Raw genomic sequence first — 19,228 nt, forward strand, 5'->3', positions numbered from 1 at the left:
GAGACTAGCTTGTATTCATGACAACCCGGCGCTAGCCCAGGCTTTGGCCAAGCGCTTGGCCCGCGCGGCGCTAGCGATTTCCAGTAACCCCTGGTCACGCTGCCACAGCGCAGCCCATTCCCCTGTCGATAGGCTCAGGGCCTGGTTGATCTCATCCTTGAGCGCGGCGAATTGGGCGAACAATCCGCCCAGCAACAAATGGCATGCCGTAGCGTCGGCGCATTGTCGGCTGCCCTCGGCGCAGCCACCGAGCAGACCGATAAGACGTAATTGCAAAGCTTGCGGCCAACCGTTGTCTTGTCCCACGCCATACAGCCAGGCGCACAGGGCGCTGAGTACATAGAGGTCTTCAAGGGTGCGGAAGGGTTTGACATAAGCGTCCCAGCCGTCCCCCGCCAAGCGCTCACACAAGGCTTGATCCAGGTGCAGGCGGGCATGCCCCACTTCCGGCATCAAGGGTAAAGCGGGCAGCGGCTCAAGGCGCACGCCCGGCTCACCCGGATAGACCACTGCCAGGCTCACTTGCGGTGACTCGCCAGAGACCTCGCTGCGTGCAGCGACCAGCAGCCACTCGGCGTCCAGCCCGGCAGTGACGAAGTCCTTGCTGCCGCTCAGACGCAGATCATCCAGGCGTACTTGCATATCCGCCGGCCGTACGCTGCGTCGCTCGCTGGCACACAAGGCACCGAGGCTCGCCGGGGCGCTGGGCCAAAGCACGCGCAAGGCCGCCTGATAACCGAGCAGAAAGGCCAGTCCCGGAGTTGGCATGGCGCGCGCCCCCAACACGGCCAATTCAAACGGACTGACCGCTCCTAGCCGCGCCAGCAAACTGCTGTAGCTATCGGCCAGGTTGTCAGAACAGTGATGTCGCTGTCGGTCGTTGAGTCGTTGCAGCCAGGTCATCGAAGCGCTCCTTGAGGGCTGTCATACAAGCATCACCAAAGGTTCATGGCGGTGACACTGCGTCTACCTAGGCTGAGCTTGCACAACAAAGCCGACCGGCCGCAACCCCATGGCTGGCTTATGGAGACTCGTAATGACTCGGATCGCTCGCACTAGCGACAACAGCACTGAACGCCGTCTACAAGCCGAACGCCTGGTCGGGCCAACGGCCCTGCAGGAAGCACAAACGCTTCGTTTCAACGTTTTCAGCGGTGAATTCAACGCCAAGCTCAAGGGTGCCGAGTTGGGTCTGGACATGGATGACTACGACATTCATTGCCGCCACATCGGTGTGCGCGATCTCATCAGCGGTCGTTTGGTTGCCACCACTCGCCTGCTCGACCATCAGGCGGCCAACAGCCTGGGGCGCTTCTACAGCGAAGAAGAATTCAGCCTGCATGGTCTTGGCCACCTGCAAGGACCCATACTGGAACTCGGTCGCACCTGCGTCGACCCTGCCTACCGCAACGGCGGCACCATCGCCGTGCTCTGGGCCGAATTGGCTGAAGTGCTCAATGAGGGGCGCTACAGCTACCTGATGGGTTGCGCCAGCATTCCCATGCAGGATGGCGGTGTGCAAGCCCACGCGATCATGCAGCGCCTGCGCGAACGCCACCTGTGCACTGAAAACCTGCGCGCCGAACCGAAGAATCCGCTGCCAAGCCTGGCATTACCCGGGAACGTCATCGCCGAAATGCCGCCACTGCTCAAAGCCTACATGCGCCTGGGGGCGAAGATTTGCGGCGAGCCCTGCTGGGATGAAGACTTCCAGGTCGCCGATGTGTTCATTCTGCTCAAACGCGATGAGCTATGCCCGCGTTATGCCCGCCACTTCAAGGCAGCGGTGTGATGCAGCGCCTGCGCGTCGTCGCACGCATGCTGCGGGTGTTGCTGGTGGTGATGTTCGGTTTAGGAATGGCCGCGTTATTCACCGTCTACGAACACCTGCGCATCCCAGCCTCGGCTGAACGCCGTCAGCGCTGGTCACAACTGTTCATGCGCACGCTGAGCAATGCCCTGCCCTTCAAGGTGCGGGTGCTCGGCCAATTGCCACAACAACCGATGCTCTGGGTCAGCAACCATGTGTCCTGGACCGATATCCCCCTACTCGGCATGCTCACCCCGTTGTCATTCCTGTCTAAAGCGGAAGTTCGCACCTGGCCAGTAGCGGGATGGCTGGCGCTCAAGGCCGGGACCCTGTTCATCCGCCGCGGTGGCAGTGACAGCCAATTGTTGCGCAGCCAAATCAGCCAACATCTGCAACACGACTGCGCATTGTTGATATTCCCGGAGGGCACCACCACGGATGGGCGCAGCCTGCGTACCTTCCATGGCCGCCTGTTAGCCAGTGCCATCAACACCCAAGTACCGCTGCAACCGGTAGCGTTGCGTTACCTTCGCGATGGCCAAGTCGACCCGATCGCCCCGTTCGTTGGCGATGATGATCTGCTTTCGCACCTGATGCGCTTGTTCAAGCATGAGTGCGCCGAAGTGGAAATCCACCTGCTAAAGCCGATAGCCAGTAGCGGCGAAGAACGTGCTGCGCTGGCGTTCAAGGCCCAGCAGGCTATTCAAACCGCATTGTTTGGCACCGATCAGCCAGCGGTCCATACGCCACGCCGGGCCAAGGCGGCCTAACGTTGCGACAGGGCCTTGCCGGCGAAGGCTTGTAGCTCGGGGTAAAAGCTTCGAAAGTCATCCATCAAGGGTGCATACAGCGCGTCCACCTCTTCCAGCGCCCCGTCCATGCCCTCCGGGCGAGACAGGCGCCGAGCGATACCGCGAAACACCTGCTCCAGCACCGCAAATTCACGATATGACCCCAGCCAATCGTCCGCCGCCATATACGGCGCGATCTGTGCCAGCCGCCCGGGTAAATCCGCTTGCGCTGCCAGTACTTGATAGACGTTGCCGGTAAATTGCTCCAACGGCTGCTCGGCATAGTCGTGCCAGTGCAACGCCAGACAATGATCGAAGAACACGTCAAGGATGATCCCGGCATACCGTCGCCGTTCCCGGGGAAAGCGCCCAAGCGACTGCAGTACCAAGGGATGACTGTCGGTGAATACATCAATCTGCCGGTGCAAGCGAATAGCCGCTTCCAAGGAAACAGAAAAGCGCCCGGCCAACGGCCCTTTGACAAAATCGCCATAAAGGCTGCCGAGCAACTGCTCGGGCTGCTGGCCGCCCAGATGTAGGTGTGCGAGATAGTTCATGCGCGCAGTTTAGCACCAGTGCCCACCATATCGTTATAACCCGATATAGCGATTCAAGCTGAGCTAAGAACCTCTTCATATTTGTATATCGCGAAATATCGATTTATATTTCGCCTCATCGCGATATACCGCTACACAACCACGAGCCCAACCATGCCTCTCGATCTCGACGAAATAATAAAAGCCCTGGCCCACCCAGTACGGCGAGAAATCCTCAACTGGCTGAAAGACCCCGACGCGCAATTTCCGGACCAGCACCACAGCACCGAACACGGTGTTTGCGCCGGTCAAATCGACCAACGCTGCGGCCTGTCGCAGTCAACCGTCTCGGCCCATCTGGCCACCTTGCAGCGTGCAGGTCTTATAAGCAGCCAGAAGATCGGCCAGTGGCATTTTTTCAAGCGCAACGAGGAAACCATCCAGGCGTTTCTCAAGCAGATGAGCCACGAGCTCTGACAAGGACCTTGCAATGCCCCTTTCGTTAATAATTCTGGCGCTCAGCGCCTTCGCCATCGGTACCACCGAGTTCGTGATCATGGGTCTGCTGCCTGATGTTGCAGCAGACCTGGGCGTGACGATTCCCGGCGCAGGCTGGCTGGTCACCGGCTACGCATTAGGCGTGGCAATCGGGGCGCCATTCATGGCCCTGGCCACCTCGCGGCTACCGCGCAAAGCTGCGCTGATCGCCCTGATGGGCGTGTTCATCGTCGGCAACCTACTCTGTGCGGTGGCCAGCGACTACAACCTGCTGATGTTTGCCCGGGTGGTCACCGCCCTGTGTCACGGCGCCTTCTTTGGTATCGGTTCGGTGGTGGCGGCCAGCCTGGTACCGGCCAATCGTCGCGCCTCGGCGGTGGCACTGATGTTCACGGGCTTGACCCTGGCCAACGTGCTTGGCGTGCCGCTGGGCACCGCCCTGGGTCAGGAGTACGGTTGGCGCTCGACGTTCTGGGCAGTGACGGTAATCGGCGTGATCGCACTGATTGGCCTTATTCGCTTCTTGCCGTTTCGCCATGACGAAGAAAAGCTCGATATGCGCGCCGAACTGGCCGCCCTCAAGGGCGCAGGTATCTGGTTGTCGCTGTCGATGACCGTACTGTTCTCGGCCTCGATGTTTGCCCTGTTCACCTATGTCGCCCCACTGCTGGGTGATGTCACTGGCGTGTCGCCACGCGGCGTGACCTGGACCCTGCTGTTGATTGGTGTTGGCCTGACCCTGGGCAACATTGTCGGAGGCAAGTTGGCGGACAAACGCCTTGCCGCCACCCTGGTTGGCGTGTTCGCCAGCATGGCCGTGATCTCCACTGTACTGAGCTGGACAAGCTCCGCGTTGATCCCCGCGCAAATCACCCTGTTCCTCTGGGCCACAGCGGCCTTCGCTGCCGTACCTGCACTGCAGGTCAACGTGGTGACCTTCGGCAAGGCTGCCCCCAACCTTGTATCGACCCTGAACATTGGCGCATTCAACCTGGGCAACGCCCTCGGTGCCTGGGTCGGCGGCACGGTCATCGCACAAGGACTGGGCCTTAGCCGCGTCCCCCTGGCAGCCGCTGCGCTGGCAGTACTCGCGCTCATCGTCACCCTGATCACCTTCAGCCAGCGCGGTGGCAAAACCGAACTGGCCCCTGCTACTCACTAATCAGTCTTGAGGTACCTATGACGACTATTTTCGATCCGATCACCCTCGGCGACCTTGAGCTGCCGAACCGCATCATCATGGCCCCGCTGACCCGTTGCCGCGCCGACGAAGGCCGCGTGCCGAATGCACTGATGGCCGAGTACTACGTACAACGTGCCAGCGCCGGCCTGATCCTCAGCGAGGCCACTTCAGTAACACCAATGGGTGTCGGTTATCCGGATACCCCGGGTATCTGGTCCAACGATCAGGTACGCGGCTGGACCAGCGTGACCAAAGCCATCCATGGCGCCGGTGGGCGGATCTACCTGCAACTGTGGCATGTGGGGCGTATCTCGCACCCGCTCTACCTTAATGGCGAAGCCCCGGTAGCACCGAGCGCAATCCAGCCTAAAGGCCACGTCAGCCTGGTACGTCCGATGGCCGACTTCCCGACCCCACGGGCCCTGGAAACCGAGGAAATTGCCGACATCATCGAGGCGTATCGCACTGGCGCCGAGAACGCCAAGGCCGCAGGGTTTGATGGCGTGGAAGTGCATGCTGCCAACGGCTACCTGCTCGATCAGTTCCTGCAAAGCAGCACCAATCTGCGCACCGACCAATACGGCGGTTCCCTGGAAAACCGCGCACGCTTGCTGCTGGAAGTGACTGATACCTTGATCGAGGTGTGGGGTGCGCAACGGGTCGGAGTTCATCTGTCCCCACGGGCCGACCTGCATGACATGGGCGATGCCAATCGCGCAGAAACCTTCACCTACGTTGCCCGTGAGCTGGGCAAGCGCAAAATTGCCTTCATCTGCTCGCGAGAAAAAGAAGGCGACGACAGCATCGGGCCATTGATCAAGGAAGCCTTCGGCGGCCCTTACATCGTCAACGAGCGCTACAGCAAAGCCAGCGCCAACGCATCATTGGCCAGCGGTCGAGCCGATGCAGTAGCCTTCGGCGTCCCGTTCATTGCCAACCCTGACCTGCCGGCGCGACTGGCGGCGGATGCACCCTTGAACGAAGCGCACCCGGAAACCTTCTACGCCAAAGGTCCGGTGGGTTACATCGATTACCCACGGATGTAATTCAGGTTTGACCACCACTGTGCAGCAGATCACGCGGTACGCCCCACCGGCTACGGCCGAGCGTTGATCTGCTGCTGCAGGTTCTGTACCTGACTCTGCAATGTCGTAATGCTGCGACTCATCTGACGTCGGAACGCATCAAACTCGGCGACCGAAGCCCCCGCCGCTACAGGCGTTGCCGCGCGGTTGTCCTGCTCGCTGCGCAGCACCAACAAATCCTGCTCCAGACGCTCGATTGCAGTATTCGGATTGCCCTGCTTTTTCAAGGCCGCAATATCGGCAGTGAGGCTTTTGATCTGGGTGTCGAGCTTGCCGCCATCAACTTGCGCCGCCTTCAAGGCAGCCAACTCGGCGTTCACAGCCTTAAGCTGTGCCTGCAACTCTTCCTGCAACTTGGCGGTGGCCGCTGCCGAAGCCGCCTGCTGCTCAGTGGCCTGGGTCAGCACTTGCTCCAGGCGCTTGCTCAAATCGCCTGCCTGGCCAGCGACACCTTGTTGCTGCTGTTTTTGCTCGAGCAGATTGGCTTGCAGTTGCTTGATCTGCACCTTCAACGCCTCGCTGCCGCTGGTGACACTGGTCTCACTGGCATCGACCTTGCCACTGATTACCTGCAGCCGTCCTGCCGCTTCTTCGCTGATGCGGGCAAAGCTTTCCTGGGTCGCAATCAGTTGCTGTTCCATCAACGAGATCTGCTGGAAACTCCACCAACCAAGCCCTGCCAACGCAATCACCGAGGCCCCCAGCAATGCCCACAATGGCCCAGTGCTTACCGCCCTTGGGGCTTTACGCGCGCCCGCGACAATCGGACCGCGGTCTGGCGGCAGACTGTCGAAATCATCGTCGTCGCGCAGTTGGGCACGCAAAGTCGGAACATTGTCGAAATTGTCTTGAGCATCGTTACGCATGGGAGCCTTCAACCGCCGTAATAGCAAATAGGCATTAGTATAAACCGCTTACACGGCGCACTGATCGACCGCAAACCCTCCTGCGGGTTCACCGATGGGGCTCTTGCGCTTTCCACCAGCCACAAAACTCGTCCAAGGCCGTCCACAAACTGACCGTGGGTCGGTAGTCCAGCAACTGGCGGGCGCGATTGATATCCAGGGTGAAGTCCTTGCTCATTACCTGCATCCCCAAACGCGACAGGGTCGGCTGTGGGCGCCCTGGCCAGAGCATGCAAGCCCCCTCATTGAACGCGGCCAAGCTATAGGCCAGGCCATAGGAGCGATAGCGGGTAACTTGCGGCAAATGCATCTGGCGCATCACGTAGTTGACCACATCCCACACGGGCAGTGGATGACCATTACTGATGTTGTACGCCTGGCCCAGAGCCTGTTCATCGGCAAACAATGCACTGAGCAACGCTTCGTTTAAATTCTGCACACTGGTGAAATCGACCTTGTTAAGGCCGTTACCAATAATTGCCAGGCGGCGTTTGCGCTGCATCTGCAACAGCCGCGGGAAAATACTGACATCGCCCGCGCCGGTAACGAAACGTGGCCGCAGCGCCAGCACTTCAAGACCGAACTCCTGCGCCCCGAATACTTTCTGCTCAGCCAGGTACTTGGTGGCCCCGTAGTGATCATGGAAGCGCCGCGGCACCTGCTCTTCATTGATATTCAACTGCGAGCGGCCGTTGAAGTAAATCGACGGTGACGACAAGTGCACCAGACGTCGCACGTGTTCCTTGAGGCAAGCCTCGACCACATTCTCGGTAACTACCACGTTGCCTTGGTAAAAGTCCTGGTAGCGGCCCCAGTTGCCCACCGCTCCAGCGCAATGCACCACAGCATCGACGCCCTGGCACAGGCGGCGCGCCAGATCGGCATCGCCCAGGTCGCCGGGAATGAACTGAGCCCCGCGGCGCACCAGATGTTCGACGCCTTCGGCGCGCCGGCCGTTGACCCGAACATCAAGACCCTGCTCCAGGGCAAAGCGCGCAAAGCGCCCGCCAATAAAGCCGCTTGCGCCGGTGACCAGAATTCGCATGTACCACTCCGCCTAACCAATTTTCAGATGCTGCTGACGCTACCAGCGCCTACAAGGGCACCAGCCACTGCCCTGCGGTCTGTCGCAAGTGCTCGGTCAATTGCCCGAGCAGTTGCCCGCCGTTGCGCCAATGATGCCAGTACAAGGGGACATCGATGGGTTTATCCGCCGAAATTTCTACCAATCGCCCACTGGCCAACTGTTCACGTACCTGCAACTCGGGCACCAACCCCCATCCCAACCCCGCCTCGGTCATGCGCAGGAAGCCTTCGGAAGAAGGACACAGGTGATGCATAAAGCCATCCTGGCTGCCCAGGGTAGCCAAGTAGCGGTGCTGAAGAAAATCATCCGGCCCGAAGACCAGCGCCGGGGTGCGCGGCAAGCGCTTGGCGTCGAAGCCCTCGGCAAAATAACGCGCCATGAAGGCCGGACTGGCAAGCGCACGATAACGCATGGCCCCCAGCAGAATGCTGCGCGCGCCAGCCACCGGGCGCTCACTGCCACACAGGCAGGCGGCCACTTCACCGGCACGCATGCGCTTGAGGCCAACTTCCTGATCCTCCACCACCAGATCCAGCAACACCTGCTGGTCGGCGCAGAAAGTTCCCACCGCACTCGCCCACCAGGTGGCCAGGCTGTCGGCGTTCAGTGCGATACGCAAGCGCTCCGGCATGCCCTCCTCGTTCAGCGCCGGCACCTGGCTTTGCAGGTCGCGCTCCAGCAAGCGCACCTGCTGCACATGGTTGAGTAACTGCCGGCCGACATCGGTTGGGCTCGGTGGGTTGGCGCGGATCAGCACCGGTTGCCCGACGCGCGCCTCGAGCAGCTTGATGCGCTGCGAGATCGCCGATTGCGACAAGCCCAGCACCTGCGCTGCACGCTCGAAACCGGCCTGTTCGATGACGGCCGCGAGGGCCGAAAGCAATTTGTAATCGAACATTATTTTTCCTAATGCCAGATCAGCTTTATTTGTTTTTCTTATACAGATGCCGACTGCAAAATAGCCAGCATCTTCTTTCCGATTTCCGCGCTGGCCTCCTGCCGGTGCTTGTGGAGCGCTTCCTATGTGGCAAAGCTACCTGAACGGCCTATTGGTCGCCTTCGGCCTGATCATGGCGATCGGTACCCAGAACGCTTTCGTTCTGGCCCAGAGTCTGCGTCGTGAACACCATTTGCCGGTGGCGGCGCTGTGTGTGCTGTGCGATGCCTTGCTGGTTGCCGCTGGGGTCTTCGGCCTCGCTACGGTGTTGGCACAAAACCCGACCTTGCTGGCAGTGGCGCGCTGGGGTGGCGCCGTGTTTCTGATCTGGTACGGCAGCAAGGCGTTGCTGCGCGCCTGCTCGAAACAAAGCCTGCAACAAGAAGAAGGCCAGGGTCTGCGCTCGCGCCGGGCGGTGCTGCTCAGCGCCTTGGCCGTCACCCTGCTCAACCCCCACGTTTATCTGGACACAGTGTTGCTGATCGGCTCCCTTGGCGCGCAACAGACGGTACCCGGTGCCTACGTGGCGGGCGCGGCCAGTGCCTCGCTGCTGTGGTTCTTTACCCTGGCCCTGGGCGCCGCCTGGCTTGCCCCATGGCTGGCCCGCCCCGGCACCTGGCGACTGCTGGACCTGATGGTCGCGGTGATGATGTTCGCCGTGGCGGCCCAGTTGATCTTCACCTGACTGCCGCTCGTCTGCGGGGATCGAAGGCTCTGGAACCTCTTTCCCCTACACTTGTTGCGTGGTTAAGCACAGGGCCGGGTGCTATGATCCAGCCCTTGCGTCGCAAAGAGTACAAACTCCCCGACGCACACCGGCCGCCCGTGATCGGCCTTGCGCTCACCGCATCAGACCTGATTAGGAGAATCACCATGGCTTTTGAATTGCCGCCGCTGCCTTATGCACACGACGCCCTGCAGCCGCACATTTCCAAGGAAACCTTGGAGTTCCACCACGACAAGCACCACAACACCTATGTCGTGAACCTGAACAACCTGGTCCCAGGCACCGAGTTCGAAGGCAAAACCCTGGAAGAAATCGTCAAGTCTTCCTCGGGCGGTATCTTCAACAACGCCGCTCAGGTCTGGAACCACACCTTCTACTGGAACTGCCTGGCGCCAAACGCTGGTGGCCAACCTACCGGTGCGCTGGCTGAAGCCATCAACGCTGCCTTCGGCTCCTTCGACAAGTTCAAGGAAGAGTTCACCAAGACTTCGGTCGGCACCTTCGGTTCCGGCTGGGGCTGGTTGGTGAAAAAGGCTGACGGTTCCCTGGCTCTGGCCAGCACCATCGGCGCCGGCTGCCCGCTGACCAGCGGCGACACCCCGCTGCTGACTTGCGACGTCTGGGAACACGCCTATTACATCGACTACCGCAACCTGCGTCCTAAGTATGTCGAGGCATTCTGGAACCTGGTCAACTGGAAGTTCGTTGCTGAGCAGTTCGAAGGCAAGACCTTCACCGCTTAAGCGAACGCAGTGAAAAAAACCCGGCTTGTCCGGGTTTTTTTTCGACTTCGACATAGCCTCTGGCTCTTGCTCCACGCTGATACCGCGCTAACATCAACTCTTGGAAAGTTCACTTTCAGTATTAAAGTCGCACGGCCGGGCATCCGATAAAGAGATTGCAGGAAACACTTCGCGTTTAACGTGAAGGTTGTGACAACGGCCGATAGTGGATTGCCAAAATTGATGGCAAAATGATGTCATGCGCATGGATTAAGGAAACCCCATTGAAGCTGGAACTCAAAAACAGCTTATCGGTCAAGTTGCTCAGGGTCGTACTGCTCTCGGCACTGGTGGTTGGTGTCGTTCTCAGTTGTGCGCAGATCGTCTTTGACGCCTACAAGACGCGTCAGGCAGTGGCCAACGATGCCCAGCGAATTCTCGACATGTTTCGCGACCCATCCACCCAGGCGGTCTATAGCCTGGACAAGGAAATGGGCATGCAGGTCATAGAAGGGTTGTTCCAGGACGAGTCCGTACGCATGGCTTCCATTGGCCACCCCAATGAAACCATGCTCGCCGAGAAAAACCGCCCCCTGCAGGAGTCGCCTTCGCGTTGGTTGACCGACCTGATCCTCGGTCAGGAACGCACGTTCACCACGCAACTGGTCGGCCGTGGCCCCTACAGCGAATATTATGGCGACCTGAGTATTACCCTCGACACGGCCTCCTATGGCGCCGGCTTTCTGGTCAATTCGGTCATCATCTTCATATCCGGCGTGCTTCGCGCCCTGGCCATGGGTCTGGTCCTGTATCTGGTGTATCACTGGATGTTGACCAAGCCCCTGTCAAAGATCATCGAGCACCTTACCCAGATCAATCCCGACCGCCCCAGTCAGCACCAGTTACCCTTGATCAAGGGGCATGAGCGCAACGAACTGGGAGTATGGGTCAATACTGCAAACCAGCTTCTGTCCTCGATCGAGCGCAATACACATTTGCGCCACGAGGCGGAGAACAGCCTGTTGCGCATGGCCCAGTACGACTTTCTCACCGGCCTGCCCAACCGCCAGCAACTTCAACAGCAATTGGACAAGATCCTCGTTGACGCCGGTCGCCTGCAACGCCGGGTCGCGGTGCTGTGTGTTGGCCTGGATGACTTCAAGGGTATCAATGAGCAATTCAGCTACCAGACCGGGGACCAGTTGCTGCTCGCCCTGGCCGATCGCTTGCGCGCCCACAGCGGTCGTCTTGGCGCCCTCGCACGCTTGGGTGGCGACCAGTTCGCCCTGGTCCAGGCAGACATAGAGCAGCCCTACGAAGCCGCGGAACTGGCGCAAAGCATTCTCGATAACCTGGAGGCACCCTTCGCCCTCGACCATCAGGAAATTCGCCTGCGGGCAACCATCGGCATTACCTTGTTCCCGGAAGACGGCGACAGCACCGAGAAGCTGCTGCAAAAAGCCGAGCAGACCATGACCCTGGCCAAAACCCGCTCGCGCAATCGTTACCAGTTCTACATCGCCAGCGTCGACAGCGAAATGCGCCGTCGTCGTGAACTGGAAAAGGACCTGCGCGAAGCCCTGCCGCGCAATCAGCTGTACCTGGTTTACCAGCCACAGATCAGCTACCGCGATCATCGTGTGGTCGGTGTCGAGGCCCTGCTGCGCTGGCAACATCCGGAGTTGGGTATGGTGCCCCCGGATCAGTTCATCCCCCTGGCGGAACAGAACGGCAACATCATTACCATCGGCGAGTGGGTGCTCGACCAGGCGTGCCGGCAATTGCGCGAATGGCACGATCAGGGCTTCAGCGAATTGCGCATGGCGGTCAACCTTTCGACCGTGCAACTGCACCACAACGAGTTGCCGCGGGTGGTCAACAACCTGCTGCAAATCTATCGCCTGCCGCCACGCAGCCTGGAGCTGGAAGTTACAGAAACCGGCCTGATGGAAGACATCAGCACCGCTGCCCAACACTTGCTGAGCCTGCGACGCTCCGGCGCACTGATCGCCATTGATGACTTTGGTACCGGCTATTCCTCGCTCAGCTATCTGAAATCACTGCCGCTGGACAAGATCAATATCGACAAAAGCTTCGTCCAGGACCTGTTCGATGATGACGACGATGCCACCATCGTTCGCGCCATCATTCAGTTGGGCAAGAGCCTGGGCATGCAGGTTATCGCCGAAGGCGTCGAAACCGCGGAACAAGAAGCCTACATCATTGCCCAGGGCTGTCATGAAGGTCAGGGCTACCACTACAGCAAGCCGCTGCCAGCCCGTGAGCTTACGGCTTTCCTGCGCCAAGCCCAGCGCAATCAGGTTTCGATTCTCTAAGCCCCTGAAGACATTGAGCGAACAGGCAGATACACGCATTTGAATATTTACGTGGCTGCCTCTTTACACAAAATGCAAATCTTTCGCATTATGTTGCAGTTTTGCGTACCTCGGTACGCCTGTCCAACCTCTCGACGCAGGAATTCGCCATGATTCGTATGCCTCTGGCCACCGCCAGTCTGTTGGCCATTGCCATCTCTCTCGCCGGTTGTGGCGACGACAAGGACAAGGCCGCCGCGCCGCAAGCCCAAGCCCCGGCCCCAGCTGCCGCCGCCGCTACCGCAGGTGCCGTCGACGAGGCAGCTGCCAAGGCTGTGGTCAAGCACTACGCCGACATCGTTCACGCCGTCTACAGCGACTCGCTGAGCACCGCCAAGACCCTGCAAACCGCCATCGACGCTTTCCTCGCCACGCCGAACGACGAAACCCTCAAGGCGGCCAAAGCTGCCTGGGTCGCTTCTCGCGTGCCTTACCTGCAGAGCGAAGTATTCCGTTTCGGTAACACCATCATCGACGACTGGGAAGGCCAAGTTAACGCCTGGCCCCTGGACGAAGGCCTGATCGACTATGTCGACGCCAGCTACGAGCACGCACTGGGTAACCCAGGCGCTTCAGCCAACATCATCGCCAACACCGAGATCCAGGTTGGCGACGACAAGCTCGACGTCAAGGAAATCACTCCAGAAAAACTGGCCAGCCTGAATGAGCTGGGCGGCTCCGAAGCCAACGTCGCTACCGGCTACCACGCTATCGAATTCCTGCTCTGGGGCCAGGACCTGAACGGCACTGGCCCGGGCGCAGGTGCTCGTCCAGCGTCTGACTACCTGGAAGGCGCAGGCGCCACTGGCGGTCACAATGAGCGTCGCCGTGCCTACCTGAAGGCTGTGACCCAACTGCTGGTCAGCGACCTGGAAGAAATGGTCGGCAACTGGGCTCCTAACGTTTCCACCAACTACCGCGCCACGCTGGAAGCAGAGCCTGTCACCGACGGCCTGCGCAAAATGCTGTTCGGCATGGGTAGCTTGTCGCTGGGCGAACTGGCCGGCGAGCGTATGAAGGTTTCCCTGGAAGCCAACTCGCCTGAAGACGAGCACGACTGCTTCAGCGACAACACCCACTACTCGCACTTCTACGATGCCAAGGGTATCCGTAACGTCTACCTGGGCGAGTACACCCGCGCCGATGGCAGCAAGCTGACCGGCCCTAGCCTGTCGTCGCTGGTAGCCAAAGTCGACCCCGCCACCGACGCCACGCTGAAGGCCGACCTGGAAGCGACCGAAGCGAAGATCCAGGTGATTGTCGACCACGCCCTCAAAGGCGAGCACTACGATCAACTGATCGCTGCCGACAACACTGCCGGCAACCAGATCGTACGCGACGCAATCGCCTCCCTGGTCAAGCAGACCGGCGCAATCGAACAAGCCGCTGGCAAGCTGGGCATCACCAACCTCAATCCAGACACCGCTGATCACGAATTCTGATCAAGCAGCTGGATCTGAAAAAGCGACCTTCGGGTCGCTTTTTCGTTTCCGTCCACCCCCACTGTTGCCGACGCCAAGCGGGTAACAACTGCGATGGCGCGTTGCGCGTCATGGTAAACAAAGACAGATTTCATCAAGCTAACGCAAATCCCTCTTATTCCATGTTCCTGAGCCTGCTAAGCTTGCACGCCGGTTTTTTAGCTCAAGCTCAGGATTCTTGATGTCTTCGTTGCTGCTCCGTCTCAGCCCCCTGCTTCTGGCCATGACCCTGGCCGGCTGCGACGACGCCCCGCGTTTTACCCAGTCTGAACCCGGTGAGGCCTTCGCCGGTGGCAAGACCACCGTCAACAAGCGCGACCAGAATGCCTACTCGATGCCATCGGCCAATCTGGCGCCAAGCCGACGCCTGGACTTCAGTGTCGGCAATAGTTTCTTTCGCAACCCGTGGGTGATCGCCCCGGCGACCACCACCGCCCGTGATGGACTGGGCCCGCTGTTCAATTCCAATGCTTGTCAGAACTGCCACATCAAGGACGGTCGCGGCCATCCACCTGGACCTTCAGCCAAGCATGCGGTGTCGATGCTGGTGCGCCTGTCGATTCCTGACCAGCCGCAGTACGCCAAAGTCATCGAACAACTGGGGATTGTTCCCGAACCGGTCTATGGCGGCCAGCTCCAGGACATGGCTGTGCCGGGCGTTGCACCCGAGGGCAAAGTACGCGTCCAATACACACCCGTACCCGTTGTGTTCAAGGACGGTAGCCGTGTCGAATTGCGCCAGCCGCAACTACAGATCACCCAGCTCGGCTACGGCCCCATGCACCCTGATACACGCTTTTCCGCCCGGGTCGCCCCGCCCATGATTGGCTTGGGCCTGCTCGAAGCCATACCCGAGGCAGCGATTCTGGCCAATGCCGATCCCGAAGATCGCAACGGTGACGGTATCCGCGGCCGCGCCAACCAGGTTTGGGACGATGCCCAGGGCAAAACGGTCCTGGGTCGCTTTGGCTGGAAGGCCGGACAACCCAATATCAATCAGCAGAACGTGCACGCCGCTTCCGGCGACATGGGCCTGACTACCAGCCTGCGGCCGATGGATGACTGCACGCCGAGCCAGGTCGACTGCTTGAAGGCACCCAATGGCAACGGTGCCAATGGCGAACCTGAAATCAGTGACAATATTCTTCGCCTGATTCTCTTCTACACCCGCAACCTGGCGGTACCTGCGCGTCAGGACGTCGACTCGCCTCAAGTGCTTGCCGGCAAAAACCTGTTCCATCAGGCTGGCTGCCAAAGTTGCCATACCCCAAGTTTTACCACCGCTGCCGATGCCGCCGAACCCGAGCTGGCCAACCAACTCATTCGCCCTTACAGCGATTTGCTGTTGCACGACATGGGCCCTGGTCTTGCCGACAACCGCAGCGAGTTTGCCGCCAGCGGCCAGGACTGGCGCACGCCACCGCTGTGGGGCATTGGCCTGACCGAGACGGTCAGTGGCCATACCCAGTTCCTTCACGACGGCCGCGCCCGCAACCTGCTCGAAGCCGTGCTGTGGCACGGCGGCGAAGCCGAAGCGGCCAAGCAGCACGTATTGACCTTCAATGCCGAGCAACGCACCGCGTTGCTGGCGTTCCTGAATTCACTTTAAGACCAAGGAGCCGGGCATGTTCCGACCTAAACTGTTGTTCACCAGCCTCGCCGCTCTTGCCTTGGGCGCCTGCTCGCCGCAGGACCCTCAAGCCGTGACGTCTGCGGCCATCGCCAAGCAAGTGATCTTGCCGACCTACAGCCGCTGGGTAGAAGCCGACCGCCAACTGGCTGTCAGCGCCCTGGCTTACTGTGAAGGCAAGTCGGACCTTGCCACGGCACGCGCAGACTTTCTGCACGCGCAAAAAGCCTGGGCCGAGCTGCAACCGCTGTTGATCGGCCCATTGGCCGAAGGCAACCGCGCCTGGCAAGTACAGTTCTGGCCCGACAAGAAAAACCTGGTCGGTCGTCAGGTCGAGCAACTGGTGGGCGCCGACAAGCCGGTCGATGCTGCAAGCCTTGCCAAGTCCAGCGTGGTAGTGCGCGGCCTGTCCGCCTACGAGTACATTCTGTTCGACAGCAAGCCAGACATCGCCAGCGCCGAACAGAAGGCCCGCTATTGCCCGTTGCTGGTCGCCATTGGTGAACATCAGAAAGCCCTGGCCGAAGAGATTCTCAAAGGCTGGAACAACACCGACGGCATGCTCGCGCAGATGACCAAGTTCCCCAACCAGCGTTACGCCGACTCCCATGAAGCCATCGCTGATGTGCTGCGTGCGCAGGTTACCGCACTGGATTCGTTGAAGAAAAAACTCGGCGCGCCCATGGGCCGCCTGAGCAAAGGCATTCCTCAGCCTTTGCAGGCAGAAGCCTGGCGCAGCCATTCCTCGCTCAAAAGCCTGGAAGCCAGCCTGAGCGCTGCACAAACCGTTTGGGTAGGTGTCGACAACCAGGGGCTGCGCGGCTTGCTGGGCAAGGACCAGAAAGCCCTGACCGATAAGATCGACGCGGCCTACGCCAACGCAGTGAAACTGCTGAACGGCGCACAGAAGCCGCTGGGCGAACTGCTTGAAGACGAAGCCGGTCGCCAGCAACTCAACGATATCTATGACAGCCTCAACGTCGTCCACCGCCTGCATGAAGGCGAGTTGGCCAAGGCGCTGGGCATTCAGCTGGGCTTCAATGCCAACGACGGTGACTGATCATGTTGCGACGCCAGGCTCTGAAAATCGGTAGCGTCCTGCTCAGCGCCATCACGCTGGGCGGTTGGACCCTGTTTCGCGGCAAGGACAACGGCCCGCTGTTACTTTCGGCGCGCGACGACGCTGACGGCAAGCACTATGCCGTCGGTTATCGCCTCGATGGTACGCAGGTGTTCGCCACCGAGGTCGGCCAGCGTTGCCACGACATCATCAATCACCCCGAGCAGCCAATTGCCCTGTTTGTCGCCCGGCGCCCCGGCACAGAAAGCTACCTGATCGACCTGCGCGATGGCCGCTTGCTGCAAACCATCGCTTCGCAGCCGAACCGGCACTTCTACGGCCACGCCGTTATCCACAAGAGCGGCGAATGGCTGTATGCAACCGAGAACGACACCACCGATCCAGGTCGTGGCGTGCTCGGGGTCTACCGCTTTGACGGTGAGCGCCTGCACCACAGTGGTGAAATCTCTACTCACGGCATCGGTCCTCACCAGGTGTCATGGATGCCAGACGGCGAAACCCTGGTGGTCGCCAATGGCGGCATTCGTACCGAGGCCGAAAGTCGCGTAGAGATGAACCTGGATGCCATGCAACCAAGCCTGGTGCTGATGCAACGCAACGGCACACTGCTGAGCAAAGAGGTGCTGTCGCAACAAATGAACAGTGTGCGCCACCTGGCGATTGCCAATGACGGCACCATCGTCGCGGGCCAGCAGTTCATGGGCTCGGGTGAAGAAACTGCCCAATTGCTGGCGATCAAACGGCCGGGGCAGCCTTTTCAGGCTTTTGCCGTACCTGAGCAGCAACTGCAGTCGATGGCCAACTACACTGCCAGCGTGGCTATTCACAGTGAGCTGCGCCTGGTCGCCTTGACAGCGCCACGGGCCAATCGCCTGTTCATTTGGGATCTGGATACCGCCCAGGTTCGCCTGGACGCCCCGATGCCAGACTGCGCAGGTGTTGGCGCGGTGGCCGACGGTTTCGTCGTAACCTCGGGTCAGGGCCGTTGCCGTCTGTATGATTGCCGCAAGAGCGAGCTGATCGGCCAACCCTTGCAGCTACCTTCCGGGCTCTGGGACAACCACTTGCACCTGGCCTGATCGGCCTTACTGTCATTGGGCCTGGAACACAGGGTTCCCAGGCCAGGTCAAATGCGTAATATTCGGCTACATCGCACGTGGGCAGGATCGCCCGTTGTCGTGCTAAACGAACAATAATTCGTATCCAAGGAACTGGACTATGCTGCGCCGCCGCATGCTCATCATGTTAGGTGTTGTTCTGTTACTCGTGCTGGTTCTTGGAAGCTACAAGGCATTCTCCATCTATCAGCAGGTCCAGATGTTCTCGGCCCCCAAGCCACCGATCAGCGTGGCGGCGACCGAGTCCAGCGAGCGCGCCTGGCAAAACCGCCTGCCCGCTGTTGGCAGCCTCACCGCCCTGCAAGGCGTCGACTTGAGCCTGGAAACCGCAGGCACGGTCAAGAAACTGCAATTTGAATCCGGGCAGAAAGTCAGCAAAGGCCAGCCCCTGCTGGAACTGGACAGCGACGTTGAGACCGCGCTGCTTGGCACCGCCCAGGCCGACCTGGGCCTGGCCCAGGTGGACTTCAATCGCGGTAGCCAACTGGTCGGCAGCCAGGCTATTTCTCGCGGAGAATTCGACCGCCTGAGTGCGCAATACAAGCGCAACAAGGCCGTGGTCGATCAGCTCAAGGCTGCGCTGGCGAAAAAGAGCATCAGCGCGCCATTCAGCGGCACCATCGGCATTCGCCAGGTCGACATCGGTGCCTACTTGGCCAGCGGCACCGTCATTGCCACCCTGCAAGACTTGAGCAGCCTGTATGTCGACTTCTTCGTCGCCGAGCAGGCCATTCCCAAACTGAGCATCGGCCAGCAAGTGCTGGTCAGCGTTGCCGCTTATCCTCAGCAAACCTTCCCCGGCACAATCAGTGCAATCAACCCCAAAGTCGAAGACAGCACACGCAACGTACAAGTTCGCGCCACCCTGGCCAATCCAGAGGGCAAGCTGTTGCCTGGCATGTTCAGCAGCCTGCAGGTGTTGCTGCCCAATCCGCAGCCTCGGGTGGTGGTGCCGGAAAGCGCGGTGACCTACACCCTTTATGGCAACTCGGTGTATGTAGCCGTAGCGAAGAAGAACGAGGAAGGCCAGGTGCAGAAAAATGCCGAGGGCCAACCCGAATTGGTCGCCCAGCGGCGCTTCGTCGAAACAGGTGAACGTCGCGATGGCCTGGTGGTGGTCATCAAGGGCCTGGAAGCTGGAGAGCAGGTGGTGACCGCCGGACAGCTGAAACTGACTCAAGGCGCTTCCATCACGATCAGCCCGGATAAGACCCTGCAACCAGCGCCCAACACCCCATCACGGATCAACTGATCGAGGATGC

The 19,228-nt window shown here is 60.0% G+C and carries 18 protein-coding genes; 13 read left to right on the forward strand and 5 right to left on the reverse strand.

All coding sequences use genetic code 11. The features are described from left to right. Window positions 1-15: 15 nt before the first annotated feature. Window positions 16-903 carry an acyl-CoA dehydrogenase middle domain-containing protein gene (locus H8F21_RS21380; protein WP_203478235.1) on the reverse strand — a complete coding sequence of 296 codons (888 nt, stop codon included), beginning with the start codon at window positions 901-903 and terminating at the stop codon, window positions 16-18. A gap of 133 nt (window positions 904-1,036) precedes the next feature. Between H8F21_RS21380 and olsB the strand changes: the two genes are divergently transcribed. Together olsB and H8F21_RS21390 are read left to right on the forward strand one after the other, a co-directional pair. Next, the gene (gene olsB, locus H8F21_RS21385) at window positions 1,037-1,792 is read left to right on the forward strand and encodes an L-ornithine N(alpha)-acyltransferase (protein ID WP_203478237.1); all 756 of its coding nucleotides are present in this window, start codon (window positions 1,037-1,039) and stop codon (window positions 1,790-1,792) included. Continuing rightward, window positions 1,792-2,580: a lysophospholipid acyltransferase family protein gene (locus H8F21_RS21390; RefSeq protein ID WP_203585274.1), complete on the forward strand. Its 789-nt coding sequence runs from the start codon at window positions 1,792-1,794 to the stop codon at window positions 2,578-2,580. The genes olsB and H8F21_RS21390 overlap by 1 nt, the downstream gene beginning before the upstream one ends. On the opposite strand, the gene H8F21_RS21395 is transcribed toward H8F21_RS21390, so the two are convergent. Beyond that, on the reverse strand, window positions 2,577-3,158 hold the full coding sequence (locus H8F21_RS21395; protein WP_203478254.1) for an acyl carrier protein phosphodiesterase: 582 nt from the start codon (window positions 3,156-3,158) through the stop codon (window positions 2,577-2,579). The genes H8F21_RS21390 and H8F21_RS21395 overlap by 4 nt on opposite strands. A gap of 153 nt (window positions 3,159-3,311) precedes the next feature. Between H8F21_RS21395 and H8F21_RS21400 the strand changes: the two genes are divergently transcribed. From H8F21_RS21400 to H8F21_RS21410, 3 genes are read left to right on the forward strand one after another with little or no spacing between them, the layout of a single operon-like run. Next, a complete protein-coding gene (locus tag H8F21_RS21400) occupies window positions 3,312-3,614 on the forward strand; it encodes an ArsR/SmtB family transcription factor (RefSeq protein ID WP_203478258.1) in 303 nt (100 codons plus the stop codon). A 13-nt stretch (window positions 3,615-3,627) separates the two neighbouring features. Then, window positions 3,628-4,797 carry an MFS transporter gene (locus H8F21_RS21405; RefSeq protein WP_203585275.1) on the forward strand — a complete coding sequence of 390 codons (1,170 nt, stop codon included), beginning with the start codon at window positions 3,628-3,630 and terminating at the stop codon, window positions 4,795-4,797. A 17-nt stretch (window positions 4,798-4,814) separates the two neighbouring features. Then, window positions 4,815-5,864, forward strand: coding sequence for an alkene reductase (locus tag H8F21_RS21410; RefSeq protein ID WP_203585276.1), 1,050 nt, complete (start codon window positions 4,815-4,817; stop codon window positions 5,862-5,864). Between the two features lie 50 nt (window positions 5,865-5,914). Here the strand turns inward: H8F21_RS21410 and H8F21_RS21415 are convergent, their stop codons facing one another. The 3 genes from H8F21_RS21415 to H8F21_RS21425 form a co-directional block, all read right to left on the reverse strand. Further along, window positions 5,915-6,769 (reverse strand): ATPase, encoded by an 855-nt coding sequence (locus tag H8F21_RS21415; RefSeq protein ID WP_203478267.1) that lies wholly within the window; start codon window positions 6,767-6,769, stop codon window positions 5,915-5,917. An 88-nt stretch (window positions 6,770-6,857) separates the two neighbouring features. Further along, the gene (locus tag H8F21_RS21420) at window positions 6,858-7,853 is read right to left on the reverse strand and encodes an NAD-dependent epimerase/dehydratase family protein (RefSeq protein WP_203478270.1); all 996 of its coding nucleotides are present in this window, start codon (window positions 7,851-7,853) and stop codon (window positions 6,858-6,860) included. 49 nt (window positions 7,854-7,902) lie between these two features. After that, a complete protein-coding gene (locus H8F21_RS21425) occupies window positions 7,903-8,793 on the reverse strand; it encodes a LysR family transcriptional regulator ArgP (protein ID WP_203544095.1) in 891 nt (296 codons plus the stop codon). Window positions 8,794-8,917: 124 nt separating this feature from the next. On the opposite strand from H8F21_RS21425, the gene H8F21_RS21430 reads away from it, so the two are divergent. The 8 genes from H8F21_RS21430 to H8F21_RS21465 all read left to right on the forward strand — a co-directional run bounded on the left by H8F21_RS21430 (window position 8,918) and on the right by H8F21_RS21465 (window position 19,218). Next, a complete protein-coding gene (locus H8F21_RS21430; protein WP_203478275.1) occupies window positions 8,918-9,517 on the forward strand; it encodes a LysE/ArgO family amino acid transporter in 600 nt (199 codons plus the stop codon). Between the two features lie 188 nt (window positions 9,518-9,705). Then, window positions 9,706-10,302 (forward strand): superoxide dismutase, encoded by a 597-nt coding sequence (locus H8F21_RS21435; protein ID WP_136474726.1) that lies wholly within the window; start codon window positions 9,706-9,708, stop codon window positions 10,300-10,302. 233 nt (window positions 10,303-10,535) lie between these two features. Continuing rightward, window positions 10,536-12,617 carry a putative bifunctional diguanylate cyclase/phosphodiesterase gene (locus H8F21_RS21440; RefSeq protein WP_413243047.1) on the forward strand — a complete coding sequence of 694 codons (2,082 nt, stop codon included), beginning with the start codon at window positions 10,536-10,538 and terminating at the stop codon, window positions 12,615-12,617. Window positions 12,618-12,766: 149 nt separating this feature from the next. Next, window positions 12,767-14,098, forward strand: coding sequence for an imelysin family protein (locus H8F21_RS21445; RefSeq protein WP_203585278.1), 1,332 nt, complete (start codon window positions 12,767-12,769; stop codon window positions 14,096-14,098). A gap of 220 nt (window positions 14,099-14,318) precedes the next feature. After that, window positions 14,319-15,746: a di-heme oxidoreductase family protein gene (locus tag H8F21_RS21450; protein WP_203585279.1), complete on the forward strand. Its 1,428-nt coding sequence runs from the start codon at window positions 14,319-14,321 to the stop codon at window positions 15,744-15,746. Window positions 15,747-15,762: 16 nt separating this feature from the next. Next, complete coding sequence (locus tag H8F21_RS21455) at window positions 15,763-16,827, forward strand: imelysin family protein (RefSeq protein WP_203478292.1); 1,065 nt, start codon at window positions 15,763-15,765, stop codon at window positions 16,825-16,827. A 2-nt stretch (window positions 16,828-16,829) separates the two neighbouring features. Then, on the forward strand, window positions 16,830-17,927 hold the full coding sequence (locus H8F21_RS21460; protein WP_203544098.1) for a DUF1513 domain-containing protein: 1,098 nt from the start codon (window positions 16,830-16,832) through the stop codon (window positions 17,925-17,927). A 139-nt stretch (window positions 17,928-18,066) separates the two neighbouring features. Further along, on the forward strand, window positions 18,067-19,218 hold the full coding sequence (locus H8F21_RS21465) for an efflux RND transporter periplasmic adaptor subunit (RefSeq protein WP_203478296.1): 1,152 nt from the start codon (window positions 18,067-18,069) through the stop codon (window positions 19,216-19,218). Window positions 19,219-19,228 lie beyond the last annotated feature (10 nt).

Source organism: Pseudomonas arcuscaelestis (genome assembly GCF_016881005.1).
Lineage (GTDB): Bacteria > Pseudomonadota > Gammaproteobacteria > Pseudomonadales > Pseudomonadaceae > Aquipseudomonas > Aquipseudomonas arcuscaelestis.

What these genes read in the sequence shown, in the direction of transcription:
- H8F21_RS21455 (WP_203478292.1), top strand. Translation starts at nt 15,763, where the DNA reads ATGTTCCGACCTAAACTGTTGTTCACCAGCCTCGCCGCTCTTGCCTTG.
- H8F21_RS21445 (WP_203585278.1), top strand. Translation starts at nt 12,767, where the DNA reads ATGATTCGTATGCCTCTGGCCACCGCCAGTCTGTTGGCCATTGCCATC.
- olsB (WP_203478237.1), top strand. Translation starts at nt 1,037, where the DNA reads ATGACTCGGATCGCTCGCACTAGCGACAACAGCACTGAACGCCGTCTA.
- H8F21_RS21465 (WP_203478296.1), top strand. Translation starts at nt 18,067, where the DNA reads ATGCTGCGCCGCCGCATGCTCATCATGTTAGGTGTTGTTCTGTTACTC.
- H8F21_RS21410 (WP_203585276.1), top strand. Translation starts at nt 4,815, where the DNA reads ATGACGACTATTTTCGATCCGATCACCCTCGGCGACCTTGAGCTGCCG.
- H8F21_RS21415 (WP_203478267.1), bottom strand. Translation starts at nt 6,769, where the DNA reads ATGCGTAACGATGCTCAAGACAATTTCGACAATGTTCCGACTTTGCGT.
- H8F21_RS21425 (WP_203544095.1), bottom strand. Translation starts at nt 8,793, where the DNA reads ATGTTCGATTACAAATTGCTTTCGGCCCTCGCGGCCGTCATCGAACAG.
- H8F21_RS21390 (WP_203585274.1), top strand. Translation starts at nt 1,792, where the DNA reads ATGCAGCGCCTGCGCGTCGTCGCACGCATGCTGCGGGTGTTGCTGGTG.
- H8F21_RS21435 (WP_136474726.1), top strand. Translation starts at nt 9,706, where the DNA reads ATGGCTTTTGAATTGCCGCCGCTGCCTTATGCACACGACGCCCTGCAG.
- H8F21_RS21405 (WP_203585275.1), top strand. Translation starts at nt 3,628, where the DNA reads ATGCCCCTTTCGTTAATAATTCTGGCGCTCAGCGCCTTCGCCATCGGT.
- H8F21_RS21430 (WP_203478275.1), top strand. Translation starts at nt 8,918, where the DNA reads ATGTGGCAAAGCTACCTGAACGGCCTATTGGTCGCCTTCGGCCTGATC.
- H8F21_RS21440 (WP_413243047.1), top strand. Translation starts at nt 10,536, where the DNA reads ATGTCATGCGCATGGATTAAGGAAACCCCATTGAAGCTGGAACTCAAA.
- H8F21_RS21395 (WP_203478254.1), bottom strand. Translation starts at nt 3,158, where the DNA reads ATGAACTATCTCGCACACCTACATCTGGGCGGCCAGCAGCCCGAGCAG.
- H8F21_RS21400 (WP_203478258.1), top strand. Translation starts at nt 3,312, where the DNA reads ATGCCTCTCGATCTCGACGAAATAATAAAAGCCCTGGCCCACCCAGTA.
- H8F21_RS21450 (WP_203585279.1), top strand. Translation starts at nt 14,319, where the DNA reads ATGTCTTCGTTGCTGCTCCGTCTCAGCCCCCTGCTTCTGGCCATGACC.
- H8F21_RS21380 (WP_203478235.1), bottom strand. Translation starts at nt 903, where the DNA reads ATGACCTGGCTGCAACGACTCAACGACCGACAGCGACATCACTGTTCT.
- H8F21_RS21420 (WP_203478270.1), bottom strand. Translation starts at nt 7,853, where the DNA reads ATGCGAATTCTGGTCACCGGCGCAAGCGGCTTTATTGGCGGGCGCTTT.
- H8F21_RS21460 (WP_203544098.1), top strand. Translation starts at nt 16,830, where the DNA reads ATGTTGCGACGCCAGGCTCTGAAAATCGGTAGCGTCCTGCTCAGCGCC.